This is a genomic window from Streptomyces sp. SID5469 (assembly GCF_009862865.1).
GTDB classification, from domain to species: Bacteria; Actinomycetota; Actinomycetes; order Streptomycetales; family Streptomycetaceae; genus Streptomyces; species Streptomyces avermitilis.
Genome location: NZ_WWIN01000001.1, coordinates 4,643,733 through 4,660,764 on the forward strand (window position 1 = coordinate 4,643,733; position 17,032 = coordinate 4,660,764).

Genomic DNA, 17,032 nt, shown 5'->3' on the forward strand with positions numbered 1-17,032 from the left:
GGGTGGGTCAGGCGGGTGGGCATCCGAACCAGTTCACCGTGCCGTTGTCGGAGGTATAGCCCATGCACCTGATGGTTCTGTTGTGCAGGGTCTTGGCCCGGTCGACCCCTCCGTCCACGGTGTCCCCCTTGTAGCGGGTCTGTACGAGGGTGTCGATCTCGACGGTGTACCAGCGGCTCTTGTGGGTCGGGATGCTGCACCGATGGCCGGTCAGGTTGCGGCTGGGATCGCCGCTCCACACGTCCTGTTCGGCACGGTCGCAGTGCGCCCTGTCGGCGGCGCCGGCGGTGCCGGCTCCGGTGCCGAGCAGGGCCGCCGCGCCCGTGGCCACCACCGCGGTAACGCCGAGCAGTCGCTTCAGAGTGAGGTTCATGAGGTTCATCGATCGGTCCCTCCTGCCAGGTGTGGTGACGGCTCGGAGTCGCCATGTCACCTTGGTGTGATGGTCACACCGATCCGGGATGTACCGCCCGGCAGCCGACGGCACAGCCCCCCGACCTGGTGACATCGGTGATGCCAATGCAGCAGTGCGCGGTCGCACCCCGGCCGGCCCCGGAGCGGGCCTCGGTCGGTGCCGGGGAGCGCCGCCCCGTCCTGGTCACCGCCGACGGCCGACGGGCCGTCACGGGACTCCCGCACGGGACTGAGCGAGAGCAACCCTCCCCGTGCCAGTGGCATGGCCGGCGAGCGCAGCGCATGCATCCGGGGCTGGGACCGGAGCCGGTACGGCGCGGGAAAGCCAGGAGCCGGTACGGCGCGGAGGGACACTGTGCGCCGGCACCGGGCGTCACATCTGTTGCAGGCGACGGGCGGTCCGCCGGCTCATGTCGGGTGCTCTGGACGGCGCACGGTGACCCGGGCCCTGAAGGCCCCCTCCCACACCTACGCCCCCTCCACACCCCGGCCCCCGCCCCCGCCCCCGCTCCCGCTCCCGCCCACACCGCAGCACCTGACGTTCCCGGCCCGTGCAGCGGGGTGCCGCAGAGCGTGGGCAGCGGAACCGTGCGACGACGGCGGCTCTTGGGGTCATCGTCGTACCGGACGGTCCTGCGCGCTCGTGCCCTGACCGGGATCGGGGTCCCGAGGGCGTATGCCGGTCAGCATGACGCGGGCGGGATGCTCTGCTCGTACTGGAAGACGTTGCGCGGGTCGTACTTCGCCTTGATCTTGCGCAGCCGGTCGAAGTTGGATCCCCAGTAGGCGGTTTCCCAATCCTGCATGCCGATGTTCGGCACGTTGACGTAGGCGCCGTTCACGTACGGCCGCAGTGCCTGGCTGAACTCGGCGATCCAGGCCTGGGCCTGCGGGGTGATCTCGTCGCCGCTGCCCGCTTGTCCACGAGTCCCCCAGCCGGCGCCGGGCTCGGAGTAGAAGAGCGCGTCGCGATGCGGGAACGCCGTACCGCCGCGGGGGCTCCTCCGGACCGCTCCGCCGAAAGCCTGAGTGAAGAAGTTGCTGTCGTCCGAGGGGGCGTCCTGCATGAATGAGGCGATCAGACTGATCGCTTTCTCCGGGAACGGCTCGGTGGTGAACTGCGAGAAGAACTTCCAGTTCGCAGGCTCGTCCGCTGTCGGAATCTGGAATCCCGCGTATACGTCACCCCAGTTGCCGACCTGTACCGAGACCTGGGGATTGCCGACCGACAGAATCGGGGCCAGCAGCTCCTCCGCCTCTGCCTCCGACCCTTCTGCGAGAACCCCGAACAGCAGGATCTCGCCCCTGTGGATCTCGAGCTGGGTGCCGAGGCGGTTGTCGGCGACCGGCGCCGTACGCTGCCATGTGTCGAAGACCCCTTGCAGGTCCCCGAGGCCGTCCCATGTCGCTTGCAGATAAGCGACGCTCTTCAGCGGAGCCACTTTATAGGTGAGTGACGTGACGATCCCGAAGTTGCCGTTTCCCGCCCCGCGGAGCGCCCAGAGCAGGTCCGCGTTGTTCTTCCCGTCCGCCTTGATCACCTTGGCGCACTCGGCACCCGACGCGACGACGACCTCAGCCCCGATCAGGCTGTCGCAGGCCATACCGAGGTAGCGGGTGAGGAAGCCGAAACCGCCGCCGAGTGTCGCACCGGACAGGCCGACGGTGCCCTCCGTTCCGGTCGTCACCGCGAGGTCCTTCTCCGCCAGCGCGGTCACCGCTTCCAACTGGCTCAGCCCGGCGCCGACCGTCGCGATGCGCGAGGCGGTGTCGATGTGGGCCCACTTCAACTCGCTGACGTCGATCACGATGCCGTTGTCCACGTTCGACCAGCCCTCAAGGCTGTGGCCACCGCTCCGCACCCGCAGCGCGACGTCATGCTGCCGCGCCCACGTGAGGGCGTTGACCACGTCCTGGGTCTCCTGGGCGTAGACGATGACCAGCGGATAGTGAACGAAGAGCTCGTCCCAGCCGAGGCTCGCATCCGCGTACCCGGGGTCGTCGGGACGGACGATGCGGCCGGTCAGCTTCGCCGGCTTGCATTTCACGCTTTCGGCCGTGCCGGTCGCGGCGCTCGCGCCCGGGGCTTCCGCGGCCGTGATGCCCGGGAGAACGACCGCACCGGCGCCGGCGGCCGCCGTCGCCCTGAGCAGTCCGCGACGAGAAAAGTCGTGCATGGTCCGTATCCTCTCGACCGGGCTACGCCAGTATTCGGCTGAGGAAAATCTCGTCCGCCGACCGGCGCTTTCAATCCTGTGTGGATTATTTCTGGGAGCCGCACAGTAACAGGGGTGACCGGACGGTCTTGCCCGACACACTAATTGAGGACGATGACGACTTACTGAAGGAGGATATATGCGAGTGAGAATAAAATTAGCCCAGCCGGACGAATCCGGCGGGGCTTTATGCTCGCATTGTCGGCGTGATGACCACTCAGTTGCACCTGGCCGGGACCGGCAATGCCCTTACGCGACAATTCAGGAAGTATTTCCATATTCTCAATGGCACTCCTCGCCCGATGTGGGCTCCCGGTGGGGTACTCACGGTTGCGTTTCCGGGGCGATCTCCTCGATGAGGCCACGGACGCGCTTTTCGATCTCGTCGCGGATGGGGCGGACGGCGTCGACTCCTTGTCCGGCGGGGTCGGGAAGGCGCCAGTCGAGGTAGCGCTTGCCGGGGAAGACGGGGCAGGTGTCGCCGCAGCCCATGGTGACGACGACGTCGGAGGCCTGGACGGCTTCGACGGTGAGCACCTTGGGGACCTCGGCGGAGATGTCGACGCCCGCCTCCGCCATGGCTGCCACGACGGCGGGGTTGACGGTGTCGGCGGGGGCGGAGCCGGCCGAGCGGACCTCGACGCGGTCGCCCGCGAGGTGGGTCAGGAAGGCGGCGGCCATCTGCGAGCGTCCGGCGTTGTGGACGCAGACGAACAGCACGGAGGGGGCGGCGGTGATGTCAGGCATGAGCGGGATCTTCCTGGGGTGCGGGGAGGGCGGGGGTGGTGAAGTAGCGGCGGGCGTGCAGGGCGACGTGGACGAGGCCGATCAGTACGGGGGCTTCGAGGAGCGGGCCGACGACGCCTGCGAGGGCCTGGCCGGCGCGACAGGCTGGCAGATCCGACAGGAAGAACCATGCCAGGGCGAACATGAGCGCCGCGCCGACGAGCCTGGGCGGCCCAGGCCCAGCCCGGCAGCCATCGCGGCGAGGATCCAGCGGGCCAGGTAGCGGCCGGGAAACGACATACGGCCGGCCACGTTCCCCTCAGGTCCGGCAGCACTCACGGAGCGGCCGCGGCGGCGGCACGGCCCGGCAGCGGCTCACCCGCAGGCCGGGTCAGGATGCTCGCGAGGCGATCGGTCATCTCCGGGACCAGCCAGTAGTAGACCCAGGTGCCGCGCCGTTCGCAGTCGATCAGACCCGCCTGCCGCAGCAGCTTGAGGTGGTGCGAGATCGTCGGCTGGGACAGGTCGAAGTCGGGGGTCAGGTCGCATACGCAGACCTCACCGCCCGCCCGTGAGGCGATCATCGACAGCAGCCGCAGACGCACCGGATCACCCAGCGCCTTGAACACCTTCGCCAGCTCCCCGGCCCGGCCCTCGTCCAGCGGGGCGGTCAGCAGCCCGGGGCAGCAGACGCCGGCTTCGTCACTCCGGCCCAGCACGACAAGCTCTTGATTCGACATACTTCTATGTTGACAGTCTTCGATCCAACGCGCAATCTTGCATCGACAGACATCAATGCAAAACGATGGGAGCCCTGCTATGTCTCGCGCTCAGCTCGCCCTGCGTGTCAGCGACCTGGAGGCGTCGATCACCTTCTACTCGAAGCTGTTCGGCACCGAACCGGCCAAGCGGCGCGAGGGCTACGCCAACTTCGCCATCACCGAGCCCCCGCTCAAGCTCGTCCTGATCGAGGGCGAGCCCGGCCAGGACACCCGCCTCGACCACCTCGGCGTCGAAGTCGACTCCACCGGCCAGGTCAACGCCGCCACCACCCGGCTCAGGGACGCCGGCCTGGCCACCTTCGAGGAGAACGACACTTCCTGCTGCTACGCCCTCCAGGACAAGGTCTGGGTGCACGGGCCCGGCCAGGAGCCGTGGGAGGTCTACGTCGTGAAGGCCGACGCCGACGCCCTCGGCAAGAGCGCCGCCCCCAACGCCACCGGCGACGGCTGCCACACCACCCAGGCCCCCGAACCGGCCTCGGCGTCCGCAGGCTGCGGCTGCGGCTGACCAGCAGTTCGCCGGCACACGACGGTGACTGCTGCACAGCAGCGGGGCATGGCAACCACCGCAACCGCAGCCGACTCGGGCCTCTCGACGGTCGGCCGTCCGCGACCCGGTTACGCGCCCGCCTGACTACGACCTGTGCGGCCGGCCCGGATCTTACGGTGCAGGCCAGCGCGTTAGCGGGGTCATCGAGCGTCGGGGGTGGTGCCGTCCTGGCTGCCGGTTGTCGAACGGTCCCGCTGTCGTCTGCCTTCCTGGACCGCGTTCACCAGGAACCGGGCCGCCACGCCGATCAGCAGGAGATTCACTGTCATCTGCCCCGTGGTGAGCAGCCGGGCCGATTCGCTGCGCGGGGTGATGTCTCCGAATCCGACCGTACTGAACACGGTCATGGCGAAATACAGCGCGTCGGTCCGGGACAGCGACTCGCTGAAGGTGTTCGGCGCGCTGCGCTCCATCAGCCAGTAGGCCGTCGCGAACAGCAAGATGAAGAGTGGGACGGTCGCCGCCAGCGCTTCCATGGCCCGCAGCCCGGGCCACGGGGACTGCGTGATCCTGAGGATCTGCCATGCCAGAAGCAGTGCCCCGGCCGCGAGACCACCGACAAGCACGAGTACGGTGCCGGCGGTGAAGGCCGAACCCAGCGGCAGCAGGTAGTAGCCGGCCACGAGGGCCCCCACGATCATCAGCGACCGTACAGCGGCAAGCAGCGCCTGTCGGCGGGCACTGCCCGAATTCCTGTTCAAGGTTCCGTCCCGTCCGCACCCGATGCCCCGACCGCTCCGCCGCGCCCTGCTTCGGTGCCAACCTCCCGGGTGATCCGGGTGCCGCACAGCAGGCGCACCACGGGGTCACCGGCATGGCGGCGCCGGTGTGCCGTCCCTTGCAGCATCACGGCGGGGATCGCAGGCTTCCGCCGGTGCCGCTCGGACGGACCGTGGGCGTCAGACCGAGAGGTTCTCACCGAGCTGTCGGCCTGAGCGTCTCCAGGTGTCGTGCCGGCCGGGTTCAGGTGTCGTGCCAGCCGGGTTCGAGGCGGTCGAGGAGGGCGTGGACGGCGGCGTCGGACCGGTCCCATCCGCCGTCGGCCAGGGGTGCGATGAGCAGGCCGAAGAACGCGTCGACCAGGAGGTCGGCCTCCGTTCGGGCTCGGGCTTCGGCCATGCCCAGGTCGCGGAAGACGGAGACGAGCAGGCCCCTCCACTCGGTCAGCACGTCGCGCATGAAGGGCCCGTACCGGTCGGGGTGGAGCACGCTGACGGTCATGACCTCGAGGTAGAGGGGGAGCGCGGCGCGCAGGTCGGGGGCACTGAGCTGCCGCCAGGTTTCCTCCATGAAGCGGCGGAGCCACGCCGGGTTCCTGGGGGAGTCGGTGGGGCCGAGCAGGATCCGGGCGCGCAGGAGCGGTCGCCTCTCGTCCAGGGCGAGTGCCTCGGCGACCATGCGCTCCTTACTCCCGAAGTAGTACAAGAGCATGCGGTCGCTGGTGCCCAGGGACCGGGCCAGCGGGCGAAGGGACAGGTCGGCCAAGCCGTTGCGGATCATGTACTCACGGACCCGGTCCAGCAGGTCGCGTCGTTTGGCGGGATCGGGCGGGCGTGGCATGAAGGCTCCCAGGTGCAGCTACACGGGCGGGACGGGGACGGACGGGACGGGCAGGGCGGGCAGGGCGGGCAGGGCGGACAGGGCGGAATGGATCACACCTGTCCGATTCATTAGCTTTCGTTGAGGTATTTACTGTAGCGCCCGCTACATGTACATTTATAGATGTAGCGAGTGCTACGCGAACGCAAGACGTGGCACCTCGGCAGCCATGGTCGCCAGCAGCTCAGAAAGGAGTGGTTCCATGGCCTCCCAGGTGATCGGCCTCACCACGACCTCCCTCGGGGAGCGCTTGGCCCGGATCTGCCGCCGCCACGGGGAATCGGGGCAGAAGGGCGCTTCGGACCACCACGCTCAGAGGAAGGGCCGGCCCCTGAAGGACACACCCACGACATGGGTGCACCGGAACCTGGCTCTCTGGTCCCGCGTCCTGGCACCCCTGCAACCGCTCGACGCGCCCCGCGCCCGCGCCACCGCCTGGGACGCTTCCTGGCCTCTGCAGCGGGAGCTGACCTCGGCCCGTCTGGCCCGGCGGACGGTGACCGCGCAACTGGGCGACTGGAATCTGGAGGACCTGGCCGACACCGCCGAGCTCCTGGTCAGCGAAGTGGTCACCAACGCCCTGCGCCACACCCGCGGCCCACTGCGGCTCAACTTGCAGGTGCGCGGCTCCCGTCTGCGGTGCGAGGTCGAGGACACGGACCCCGCCGGCCCCGTACGCCGCGTCGTCGACACCGACGCGGAAGGCGGACGCGGCACCGAACTGCTCGATCTGCTCAGCGAGGCCTGGGGCAGTACCCGTACCGCCACCGGCAAAACCACGTGGTTCGAACTGCTGACGCGGACACCTGAGCCCGAGGGATCGCCCGCCTCCGACTGAGCTGATGGTCCGGCCGCAGAACCGAGACGGTCCGGCCTCGTGCCGGGCCGTCTCGGTCTCCGCACCAACGGACTTGGTCGGCCGTCGTGCCGGGCTATTCGTCGATCGCCCCGGTAAGCCACCGCTCCAGGAAATCGGCGAGGGACGAGGCGACCCAGTTCCGGCTGTCGGTCTCGTGATCCCAGACGAACACCTGGTCGTACTGCCCCGGCACGAGAACCATCCCGAACAGATCGCCGTTGCCCGGGATGTCCGAGAAGAAGAGCAGTTGGTCGAAGGCCATGTAGAGCTCGGAGAAGGAGCTGCGAAGCTCCACGTTCCGCTGGACGATCGTCTCGATCGGCGACACCAAGTGGTTGCCGTACTCGCCGACGATGCCGTTGCTCTCGCGCAGCACCGAGATCAGTTCGTCCGGCAGCGGGGAGCCCAGGACCCCCGCAGCCCAAGTCAGCGCGTCGTCCGAGACCGGAGCACCGAACTCGACCTCGCTGGTGTGCCGCGTGATCAACTCTCCCCACATCCGGCGATGGTCTCGCGGCCCTCCGAAGAAGGCAATCGGACCATCAGCCTCTTGACCGTGTGCCGCGGATCGTGACCATGCGGCCCGGCCGCGGGGTGGACGGCGGAATTCACTGGTCGCCTCGTGCGTCGACATTCACCGGTGCGGCCCGACTTCAGGACCGTTCCCACGGCCTCGATGTGGTCGCCCACGGCCGGCGCCAGGAGGGCGGGGCCGTCATCCGGCCAGGCGTTCCACGAGGAGGAACCCGCCGATGACGATCATCATGGTTCCGCTGACTCGGGCCACGGCGCGAGCCGCCGTCGGCCGGGCCTTCAGTACGGTGCGGGCCAAGACGCCCACGGCCAGGTAGACGACGGCGCAGCTGGCCATGTGGAGCGTGCCGAACAGACCGGTCTGAGCCGCTACGGGCCACCCCTCACCGGGGTGGATGAACTGCGGGAACAGAGAGAAGTACAGCAGCAGCGCCTTGGGGTTCAGACCGCTGATCCCCGCGCCCCTCAGCACGATCCGCCACCTGGAAGCGGCCACGGCCTCCGCGGAGGCCTGGGGAGTGGCCGGCCGCGCCAGAACGCTCCAGCCGAGCCATATCAGGTAGGCGGCCCCCAGGACGGTCAGAGCGGTGAGCAGGCTCGCGGAGCCGGCGACGATCACCACCAGGCCGGCCACGGCGAGCAGGGTGTACCCGGCGTATCCCGCCACCAGCCCGGCCACCGCCGGGACGACCGAACGGTCCCGCAGTCCCGCCGCGATCGCGTAGGCCCAGTCCGCCCCGGGCGTGAACACCAGCAGAAGATCAATCGCCAGGAAGGCCGCCACTGTGCCCGCGTCCATGAATCCATCCCTCTCACGTTCATCACTTCAAGAGGGAAGATTAGGAACTTTCTGCCCGAAAGTGTTCCTATGATTTGCTCGCCAACGCCTGGACTGGGGGAGAATCTTTCTATGGATGCGCTTGATCGGAAAATTCTTACCGAGCTACAGATGGACGGCCGCCTGACAGTGACCGAGCTGGCCGCCCGCGTACAGCTCAGCGTCTCGCCGTGCCACCGGCGACTGCGCGATCTGGAGCGCACGGGCGCGATCCGCGGCTACCGCGCCGTCGTGGACCCGGCCGCGGTCGGCCTGAACTTCGAGGCCCTGGTGTTCGTCACGCTGCGCTGGGAGGACCGCGACACCGTCTCCACCTTCGAGCAGGCCGTGGCCGCCGTCCCGCAGGTCATCCAGGCCCAGCGGCTGTTCGGCGACCCCGACTACATCCTGCGCGTCGCCACCGCCGACCTGGCCGCCTTCCAGGAGCTCTACGACCGCCACCTGGCCACCCTGCCAGGCGTACAGCGCCTGACCTCCACCCTGGTCATGAAGCACGTCGTCAACGATCGCCCGCTGCCCGAGCAGCCGTGAGACCGGCCGTTTCCGCGACGTAACCCGCCGACCCGCCTCACTGGCCCAAGGGGGTCGGCGGGGTGGTGTCCGGGATGGGGGCCGGGGCCGCGGCCGGGGTCGAGGGGTGTGCCGTTGCCGCCTGTTCTGCCGTCAGGGCGTTGGTGATCCCGCGGGCCAGGAGCGGGTCGGCCGGAAGCACGTGTGAGGCGAACCAGCGGGCGGCCGACGGGTCGGGGGACGGTTCGACGAACTCCGCGCCCGCGTAGTCGTCGAGCGGGGGGTCGTAGACATACCCGGTGACCACGCCGTGGCTCACCAGGCGTTCTATGAGGGCGTTGCGGTCGTGGACCAGGAGCGGAACACGGAAGAGGGGGAGATGGCCGTTGTGCGCCGTCCGGTCGCGGAGTGCCGGGGAGGCCCAGGCGGTGCCGGACAGCAGCGAGACACCGACCGCACGCCGGGCGAGGTCGTCGTCGAGCCGGTCCATCCGCAGTGTCAACTGCCCGCGGACCAGGGCCCCGTGGCGGGACCGGAAGCCGTGCAGGTCGACGCGCACCCAGGGCTCGTACGCGGCCAGGCTCGGCGCCTCGCGCGCGCAGCCGGAGAGCCGCTCCGCGTGCAGGGCCATACGGAAGTCATCGCGTTCCAGCACCCCGAGACGCTGCATCGTCCGCCATACGGGACGCACCAGATGGAGGGTGCGTACGGCCGACCGCGCCAGCGGCCGGAGCGTCGCGGCCAGGTCGTCATGGAGGCGGCGCGGCACCAGGAGGGCGTCGCGCAGCAGCTCCAACTCCCGCCGGGTGCGCGCGTCCTCGACGGCGAGGAAGCCGCCGGCCGACGCCGCCACGTGCTTGGACAGGCTGAATGCCGCCGCCTTCCCGAACGTCCCGATCGGCTGCCCGTCCACGTGCGTGCCGATCGCGTGCGCCGCGTCCTCGAACAGGGGGATCCCCAACTGCTCGCAGCGGCGCCGCAGTTCCACGACCCGGTCCGGCATCCCGTACAGATTCGTGGTCAGGACGGCGTCCACGCTCCGCCAGGTCGACTCCGGTACGGCGGCCGGGTCGATGTTGCCGTCCCCCACGGACACGGGGGCAAGGACCGGGCGCAGCCCGGCCGCGAGGACCACGAAGAGGATCACGTCGTCGTTCACCGGTGACATCAGCACCCGTGCGCCGGGCCGGCACCAGTGCCGCAGCGCCAGATACAGGGCCAGCCGTGCCGAGGGCGTGTAGACGCATTCGCGTCCGAGTCGCCGTGTCATCATCGCGGCGAGCCGCGATCCGTACGGCATCGTCACCTCTTCCGTCGAAGGGCCGTCGAAGGGTCGTCGAAGGGGCGCCCGGGAGACCCGGCGCGTGCGCGCGAGCGCCGGTCGGGGCCGGGCCGGGCTTCCGGCGGGGCGGGCCCCGGCTCAGCGTGCACGGGGTCCCGCTCCGCCCGAGTCCGCCCGGCCCGACGTGCGCAGCGTGCCGACCGTCCTCAGCAGCCGGTCGGCCGGCTCCCGCAGCGTGGGATGGGCCAGGACCGTGTTCCGCAGGCCGCGCACCGGTCTGCGCCACAGCCGGTGCGCCGCCGCCACCGGGTGGGGACGGGTCGCGAACCCCTCGCCCACGCGCAGCTCGCGGGTCTTGAGCCAGTCCTTGTACTCCTTGTCGCCGCGCCCCATGTCCATGAGCCGTACACCGTCCCGGCCCGCCGCCTCGGCCATCCGAAGGTGCATGATCAGCCCGGGCGAGTAGTAGCGGAGCTCGGGGTCGTACGCCGTGAACCAGGCCGCGAACACCGTGCGCGATCTCGGTCCGAAGTGCGCGGCCACCGGCCGGTCGCCGGCGTACACCACGGACAGCACACCGGTGAAGTGCTCGTCGCGGACGTGGAACAGGTGGTTCACCAGGTCGACGATCCACGGCCGCGAGAACCGGTCCATCCGTCCCGTCCTGCGGTACTGGGCGGACTTCCACTCCATGAGGGTGCGCAGCGCCCGCGGGTCGCGCTCGTCGTAGACGAACCGCATCTCGCCCAGGTCGCGCCCCAGGCGGCGTTCCTTCTTCAGTGTCGTCTTGGCCAGCCCCGGGTACGCGCCGCGCAGCCACTCCGCGTAGCTGCCGCCGCCGTCCTTCAGGTCGATCACCGGTGAGGCGAAGGTCCCCGTGACGTATCTGCCGAAGGGCTTCTGCTCCTCGACGAGGTGGTCGAACTCGAAGACGGACAGCCCGCAGGCCCGCAGCAGTTCCTGCGGGTCCCAGGTGACCCCGGGGCGGTGCACGAGGGCCTGGCAGTCGGAGAGGCCGAGACCGATGGCCCGGCCGACGCCGAAGGAGTTGCGCTCGTACGGGAAGAACCCCACGGGTTCCCCGCCCTCACGCAGGACCGCCACCTGCGCCCCGCCGCGGTACGTGCCGATCCCCGCCGCGAACTCCGGTGCCAGGAAAGGGTTGGCGTAGTCGGGCGACTCGTCCATCGCCTGGTGCCAGGCCCGGCGAAGCGAGGTGTTCAGCTCCGCGGGTCTGTGGATCGTGATGTCCACCTCAGATCAACTGCCCTTCCGCAGGCTCCGCGAGGGACGCACCGGTCACCGCGCAGGCCGGTGCGGCGTGTGGATCACTGTTCATGGATCGAATGGATCGCATGGGCGACCGCTCCCCCCATTTCCCCCATGACGCGCTGTCCGCGTCCTGCCACTTCCTTGGCCATCTGCTGATCCACGCCGTGTACGCGCTCGTGCCACGGTCGACGCCCGGGACTCGAGCCGTTCGGCAAGGCTCAAACGTCGCGAAACAGTACGCACGCTGTCAAGGGTGTCTGTCGTAACGGAAGAGTGCGGGCGGGTGCGGATGTGCTGATTTCGCCGGAGCCGACCGGGGGGGGGGGCGGGCGGCCGGGCTTTTGGGCGGGCGGGCCCGTCGGCTGCCCCCGGGGTCTGCGGTGTCTCCACGGTCTCCCAGGGACTCCCGGTTCGCCGTTCCGCACGGCGGCTCTCATTACTCAAGATCGATTTTGGAATTTCAAGCCACAACTTCCCGTGACTTGACGCGAGGCTTCCCCGGCTAATTTCTCTGGATGCAGAACTTCCCAGGAACAGACTCAGGAGATCTTCGTGCTGATCATCACCACCTTGGCCGCCATCGCCATCGGGGCGGCCGCCAGCATGACCTACATGCGGTACGTCTCGGCACGCAGCCAAGGACGGCCGATATCCTTTGCCTCCCTCCGGCATGAATGCGTTCCGCCATGGGTCGACCTGATTTTCATCCCGGCCTGGCTCGCAAGTTCATGCGTACTCTGCTTCACGCTCCCGCTCTGGGCGGGCTTGTCCCTTTACTGCGGAGCCGCACTGCTCCCCGGGGAGCTGATGCGCCGCCGCCACAACCGCCAGGTCAAGAACCGTCCCCCGATTTCGGCCGGCGCTCTCACCTCTCTGTGAGCCGTCTGCGATTCGGAGGAAGCCATGTTCAGCCGCCGGCCGCGCGTCACGTCACTCCCGTCCCCCGCTTGGCGAGTCGCCGGAATTCTCGCGTGTACGTGTCTATGAGCTCTCTGGACTCCTGGTAGAGCTCGCGGACAGCCGTGCGCACACTCATCAGGAGCAGATGATCCGCGCGCGACTGGTGGGATCGTATTTCGCCGTCGACATAGGGCCTTACGACGGACGACCCCGGGCATCTCCCACGGGGCACAGAACTTCGTCAGCTCGTCCTGCGAGGTGTCCACCTTGGCGACAGTCGCCGCCTTGACGCTCGCGCGCCCGGTGATGATCGTGACAGTGGTGCAGTCATGAAGACCAGTGGTGCTACCCGGCCGCCGACGCCCGGGGAGCGCACCTCGTGGTCCGGCGTCCGACCGGCGAGGAACACACAACCCCTGACCGTATGCACCGGCCAGGGGTTGTTTCATCAAGATCGGTAGAGAGCGGTGGAGAGCTGAGCCGTCCGGGGAAAGCGGCCGGGAGGCCGGCCGGAGAGCGGTCGGGAAGGCGACCGAGCCGAATCAGGCGCGAGGCGTTTCCCGAAGGACGGGGTCCGGCATGGCTTCGGTCGACTCCTGAGGTGCGGGGATGAGGCGCTGCCGGTGGCGGGACGTGCGCTGGCGCGGTGGCCGGGTCAGGGTGATCTGCCGGACCAGTTGCTGGAAGCAGGCCAGGGACGCGAGGGCGGGCAGGGCGGCCGCGGCGATACCGGTGAAGGTCCTGTCGGCCTCGGCCACGCAGAGCATCATCGCGACGGAGGAGAACAGCAGAACGACGAACCACGAGTGCACGGCCCGGCGTTGGTGCAGGGCGGTCCGCAGGATGGAGAGCGAGGCCACCATCCAGGGGCCGTAGACCAGGAGGGGCCACCAGGGGACCGTCCCGCTCTGCGTGCCGGACGCGATCCGCTGGAGCGGAGCGTAGGCCACCATGCCGCCGAAGACGCTCACCATCGACACGATGACGGCGGCGAACGCGGCCATCACGAAGCTGACGGTCTGCAACCACGTAAAGCGGAGTTTGCGGACTCGCACCTTCCGATGCCCGGCGGCAGGGCGCCGGATGGGCGGCAACTCAGCGGTGATCTGCGCCAGGTTCTCCATCGGGTCGCCACTGAAGCCGTCGCCGGACGGCGGCTCGCTGCGAGGTGGCGGCACCATGGCCGCCGCCTGCTCCGCCGCGGCGTCCTGAAGGAGGTAGGTGAGTTCCTCGACCGGGTCCCAGCCCGGGTCGGAGCCTTCCAAGGGAACCGCCGAGTGCAGGGCGTCGACAGGACCCCGGTGCCGGCCGGTACCCGACGTGGTGGGGTAGGCACCGAGATACCGTTCGCGCCGGGGGAAGGAGAGATCCGGATAGTCGTCATTCACGGAAATCCGCCCCCGTCACATGCGGGCCGTGTGGTAGCCGGAGTGTCCCTGGCTGCTCCACCGCCGACCGAGTTCCTCCTGGGCCGCGTCCAGCAGCGTCAGAAACTCACTGAGCAGCGACTCGGTGACCTGTAGTTCGACCCGCGCGCCGTCTCCGTGCAAGGTGCCGCGCGCATCGGGAGATGAGTACGCCGCGGCAGGCGTGTAGGTGTACCGCCCCACTGCCACAGCACGGGCCGCGGGCAGATTCTCCGCCGCCGCTCCGGAGCGGGTCGAGCCAAGGATCCTAGCTTTCGTCATATTCCGCTAACGCGGCCCTCCTCCTCCAGATGCGCGGCAAATGAGTGAGCGTAATCCGGTGAAATAGTTGACGACAGCGTTTGTCATTAGAATTAACCGCGACACGCTCAACGAGTGAAAAGCCAAGCGGTTTGTCTTTTGAATTCTCCTCGGACAGGAGAAAGGTTTCGCCACATCCGAGGGGCGTCAGGCGAAGGCCCCGGTCCGGTCCGGTCATGGGGGTCCGTCCGGGGCCTTCGGTGACATTCGGGCCGGTCAGGCCCCCGCGCCCCCGTACTCCCGCGCTCCCAGCATCCGCCGCACGATGTCCGAGCGTTCCAGCAAGGTCTTCCGGACCACCGGGACCGTGTCCCGGGAGGCGTTCTCCGCTGTCGTGAGGAACTCGGCGTCGATCGCGTACGGCGGGAGCAGCCGGCTCGTGAACACCATCGCCGGAATCATGCCGCCGCGCTCCAACTGGGGGATCAGGGCGAGGTAGCGCTCGGCGTACGGTGCCAGCAGCAGGTCCTGGGACGGGCGCCAGAACGCCGTGGTGACCTGGCTGACCGAGCTGAGCGGGACCGCTCGTTCCACCACCAGCTTCTGCCAGACCTCCTCCTTGGCCTCGGCGTCGGGAGTGGCGGCCCGGACCGTGAGCGCACGCACCCAGGCGTCGGGGTCGGGGTCCTGGTCCAGCAGGAGGGCCACGTCATCGGCGGTCTTGTCGCCCAGTTCCGCCCGGCGGGCCAGAAGGCGCCAGCGCAGGTCGATGTCCTGGGCCGTCTGCGACTCCAGCCAGGCCAGGTCGTCGGGAGCGGTGGCGGTGCGGGCCAGGCCGCGCAGGCTCACCTGGCGGCGGCGGGGGTCCTCCGCGAGGCGGCGGCAGGCCGCGGCCACCAGCGCCGTCAGCGCGGGGCGTTCGGCGTCGGGCGCCCACAGTTCCGCGATGTCCCCGGCCAGCGTGAGGTACGGCTCGATCACCGCGTCCGATGTCTCGGACTCGACCACCGCTGTGACGCAGCGGCCCGCCTCCGCCGCCGTCACCTCCCCCGTGACCAGCATGTCCCACACCGTCGCCACGGCCACGCCCCGGGAGATGGCGGTGGGCAGCCGGGCAGCCGCGGAGAGGTACGCGGACGCGGCGGTGGGCTCGGGCCGGGTCGTGGCGAAGGTCAGGTCTTCGTCGTTCACGAGGACGAGGGCGGGGGCGCCGTCCGCGGCCGGCGGCAGGGCGACGGGCGTGCGCTCCCCCGTCACCTCCGCCGTCACCAGCGCCGTACGTTCCAGCGAGCCGTCCCGCGACGCGCGGTACGCGCCGACCGCCAGCACATGCGGCCGGGGACCGCTGTCCGGGCCGTGGGCCACCAGTACGTAGCCGTCGCCCTCCCGCTCCAGCGTGAGGCGGTCCGTCCCCGCCGTCTCCAGCCAGCCCGCGCGCCAGGCGTCCAGGTCGCGGCCGCTCGCTTCGGCGAGGGCGTCGATCAGGTCCTGGAGCGTGGTGTTGCCCCAGGCGTGGCGGGCGAAGTACGCGGTCATGCCGGCCGAGAAGGCCGACTCGCCGACGTAGGTCATCAGCTGGCGCAGGACCGAGGCGCCCTTGGGGTAGGTGATCGCGTCGAAGATCGACGCCGCCTCGGCGACATCGCGGACGGGCTGGCGGATCGGGTGGGAGATCGGGCCCTGGTCGGCGAGATAGGCGCGGAGCTTGCCGTTCGCCAGGTGTCCGGCCCAGGCGTCGGTGTGCGAAGTGGCGTCGGCGGCGGCCCAGTTGCAGGCGAACTCGGCGAACGCCTCGTTCAGCCAGAGGTCGTCCCACCAGCGCATGGTGACGATGTTGCCGAACCACATGTGCGCCATCTCGTGGAGCAGGACCTTCGCGAGCAGTTCGCGCTCGGCGGGCGTCGGCTCGGCGCGGCACAGGAAGCCGTCCGCCCAGGTGACGCAGCCGTAGTTCTCCATCGCCCCGCCGAACTCGGGTACGAAGACCTGGTCGTACTTGCGCTGCGGGAACGGCATTCCGAAGACCCGGGCGAAGAAGGCCAGACCCTGGCGGGTGACCGTGAAGACGTCGTCGGCGTCCCGTTCGAGGATCTGGGCGAGGGAGCGGCGGGCGTAGATGCCCAGGTCGTAGCCGTCGGCCTCGCGGCGGATCTCGTGGAACGGGCCCGCGTTGACGACCGTGTTGTACGTCGCCAGGGGCGGGGTGTCCGGGAACGTCCAGCGGCGCGCTGCCGGCCGGCTGGGTTCGTCGCGTTCCCCGAGTTCCTCGATCCGCGGGTCGCCGGAGTTGCTCGTGACGGTCCAGTCGTACGGCGCCGTCACCGTGAACGCGTGCGGGGCCTTGAGGTCGGGCTGGTCGAAGCACGCCCACACGAACCTGGCCTCGTCGGGCTCGAACGACATCCAGACGTAGACCTCGCCGTCCGCGGGGTCGACCGCCTTGTGCACGCCCTCGCCCTCGGCGGTGTTCGACTGCACGCTCTCTACCCGCAGCACGTTGTGCGCGTCCAGGGCGGGCAGCGGGATGCGTCCGTCGGCGGCCGGGGTGAGTTCGACGCCGTTGAGCGTGGCGCTCAGCACCTGGGCCGCGCAGTCCACGAACGTCTCCGCGCCCGGTTCACGACAGCCGAAGGTCACGGTGGACACGCATCGCACGTCCGGCCCGTCCGGCAGAGCGGTGAGGTCGACCGCCACGTCGTACCTCTCGACCGTGAGCAGCGCGGCCCGCCGTTCGGCTTCGGCCTGGCTCAGGCTCCGGATGTCCATCCGTTCCTCCTCCGTAGATGCTCCGCACGCCGACTTCGGTGCGGTGCGCCATCTATTTATCCGTGCCGGAGGTGGTGGTTGGCCAACGGTTTCCTGATCCTCGACCGGGGGGCGCGG

General features: G+C 69.5%; 17 protein-coding genes and 1 pseudogene. 4 read left to right on the forward strand and 14 right to left on the reverse strand.

The window, feature by feature from the left end; all coding sequences use genetic code 11:
- Positions 1 to 7 precede the first annotated feature (7 nt).
- The 5 genes and pseudogenes from GTY58_RS19640 to GTY58_RS19660 all read right to left on the reverse strand — a co-directional run bounded on the left by GTY58_RS19640 (position 8) and on the right by GTY58_RS19660 (position 4,096).
- Positions 8 to 382, reverse strand: a complete 375-nt coding sequence (locus GTY58_RS19640) for a hypothetical protein (protein ID WP_237528832.1) — start codon at positions 380 to 382, stop codon at positions 8 to 10.
- A gap of 715 nt (positions 383 to 1,097) precedes the next feature.
- A complete protein-coding gene (locus GTY58_RS19645) occupies positions 1,098 to 2,591 on the reverse strand; it encodes an FAD-binding oxidoreductase (RefSeq protein WP_010985185.1) in 1,494 nt (497 codons plus the stop codon).
- A 363-nt stretch (positions 2,592 to 2,954) separates the two neighbouring features.
- Positions 2,955 to 3,377 carry an arsenate reductase ArsC gene (locus GTY58_RS19650; protein WP_010985186.1) on the reverse strand — a complete coding sequence of 141 codons (423 nt, stop codon included), beginning with the start codon at positions 3,375 to 3,377 and terminating at the stop codon, positions 2,955 to 2,957.
- Positions 3,370 to 3,513: pseudogene (locus GTY58_RS19655) on the reverse strand (arsenical-resistance protein); the annotation flags it as partial. The pseudogene GTY58_RS19655 and the gene GTY58_RS19650, both read right to left, overlap by 8 nt.
- Positions 3,514 to 3,691: 178 nt before the next feature.
- Positions 3,692 to 4,096, reverse strand: a complete 405-nt coding sequence (locus GTY58_RS19660) for a metalloregulator ArsR/SmtB family transcription factor (protein WP_010985188.1) — start codon at positions 4,094 to 4,096, stop codon at positions 3,692 to 3,694.
- Positions 4,097 to 4,175: 79 nt separating this feature from the next.
- Between GTY58_RS19660 and GTY58_RS19665 the strand changes: the two genes are divergently transcribed.
- On the forward strand, positions 4,176 to 4,646 hold the full coding sequence (locus GTY58_RS19665; RefSeq protein WP_010985189.1) for an ArsI/CadI family heavy metal resistance metalloenzyme: 471 nt from the start codon (positions 4,176 to 4,178) through the stop codon (positions 4,644 to 4,646).
- A gap of 182 nt (positions 4,647 to 4,828) precedes the next feature.
- Here GTY58_RS19665 and GTY58_RS19670 read toward each other — a convergent pair whose 3' ends face one another.
- Both GTY58_RS19670 and GTY58_RS19675 read right to left on the reverse strand, forming a co-directional pair.
- Positions 4,829 to 5,389: a potassium channel family protein gene (locus GTY58_RS19670; protein WP_237528833.1), complete on the reverse strand. Its 561-nt coding sequence runs from the start codon at positions 5,387 to 5,389 to the stop codon at positions 4,829 to 4,831.
- Positions 5,390 to 5,651: 262 nt separating this feature from the next.
- Complete coding sequence (locus GTY58_RS19675) at positions 5,652 to 6,248, reverse strand: TetR/AcrR family transcriptional regulator (protein WP_010985191.1); 597 nt, start codon at positions 6,246 to 6,248, stop codon at positions 5,652 to 5,654.
- Positions 6,249 to 6,489: 241 nt separating this feature from the next.
- Between GTY58_RS19675 and GTY58_RS19680 the strand changes: the two genes are divergently transcribed.
- Positions 6,490 to 7,125, forward strand: a complete 636-nt coding sequence (locus GTY58_RS19680; RefSeq protein WP_237528835.1) for an ATP-binding protein — start codon at positions 6,490 to 6,492, stop codon at positions 7,123 to 7,125.
- Between the two features lie 94 nt (positions 7,126 to 7,219).
- Here GTY58_RS19680 and GTY58_RS19685 read toward each other — a convergent pair whose 3' ends face one another.
- Together GTY58_RS19685 and GTY58_RS19690 are read right to left on the reverse strand one after the other, a co-directional pair.
- Entirely contained in the window at positions 7,220 to 7,645 is a 426-nt protein-coding gene (locus GTY58_RS19685) for an SMI1/KNR4 family protein (protein WP_037644737.1), read from the reverse strand.
- Between the two features lie 216 nt (positions 7,646 to 7,861).
- Positions 7,862 to 8,479, reverse strand: a complete 618-nt coding sequence (locus GTY58_RS19690) for a LysE family translocator (protein WP_010985194.1) — start codon at positions 8,477 to 8,479, stop codon at positions 7,862 to 7,864.
- 111 nt (positions 8,480 to 8,590) lie between these two features.
- Between GTY58_RS19690 and GTY58_RS19695 the strand changes: the two genes are divergently transcribed.
- Positions 8,591 to 9,049 (forward strand): Lrp/AsnC family transcriptional regulator, encoded by a 459-nt coding sequence (locus GTY58_RS19695; protein ID WP_010985195.1) that lies wholly within the window; start codon positions 8,591 to 8,593, stop codon positions 9,047 to 9,049.
- Between the two features lie 37 nt (positions 9,050 to 9,086).
- Here the strand turns inward: GTY58_RS19695 and GTY58_RS19700 are convergent, their stop codons facing one another.
- Both GTY58_RS19700 and GTY58_RS19705 read right to left on the reverse strand, forming a co-directional pair.
- Entirely contained in the window at positions 9,087 to 10,328 is a 1,242-nt protein-coding gene (locus GTY58_RS19700) for a DegT/DnrJ/EryC1/StrS family aminotransferase (protein WP_037645089.1), read from the reverse strand.
- A 120-nt stretch (positions 10,329 to 10,448) separates the two neighbouring features.
- Positions 10,449 to 11,564 (reverse strand): GNAT family N-acetyltransferase, encoded by a 1,116-nt coding sequence (locus GTY58_RS19705; protein ID WP_010985197.1) that lies wholly within the window; start codon positions 11,562 to 11,564, stop codon positions 10,449 to 10,451.
- Between the two features lie 570 nt (positions 11,565 to 12,134).
- On the opposite strand from GTY58_RS19705, the gene GTY58_RS19710 reads away from it, so the two are divergent.
- Positions 12,135 to 12,461, forward strand: a complete 327-nt coding sequence (locus GTY58_RS19710) for a hypothetical protein (RefSeq protein WP_010985198.1) — start codon at positions 12,135 to 12,137, stop codon at positions 12,459 to 12,461.
- 563 nt (positions 12,462 to 13,024) lie between these two features.
- Here the strand turns inward: GTY58_RS19710 and GTY58_RS19715 are convergent.
- From GTY58_RS19715 to pepN, 3 genes are all read right to left on the reverse strand, one after another.
- A complete protein-coding gene (locus GTY58_RS19715; protein WP_010985199.1) occupies positions 13,025 to 13,870 on the reverse strand; it encodes a DUF2637 domain-containing protein in 846 nt (281 codons plus the stop codon).
- Between the two features lie 15 nt (positions 13,871 to 13,885).
- Positions 13,886 to 14,092 (reverse strand): hypothetical protein, encoded by a 207-nt coding sequence (locus GTY58_RS19720; protein WP_037644734.1) that lies wholly within the window; start codon positions 14,090 to 14,092, stop codon positions 13,886 to 13,888.
- A gap of 333 nt (positions 14,093 to 14,425) precedes the next feature.
- Positions 14,426 to 16,915 (reverse strand): aminopeptidase N, encoded by a 2,490-nt coding sequence (pepN, locus tag GTY58_RS19725; protein ID WP_010985200.1) that lies wholly within the window; start codon positions 16,913 to 16,915, stop codon positions 14,426 to 14,428.
- Positions 16,916 to 17,032 lie beyond the last annotated feature (117 nt).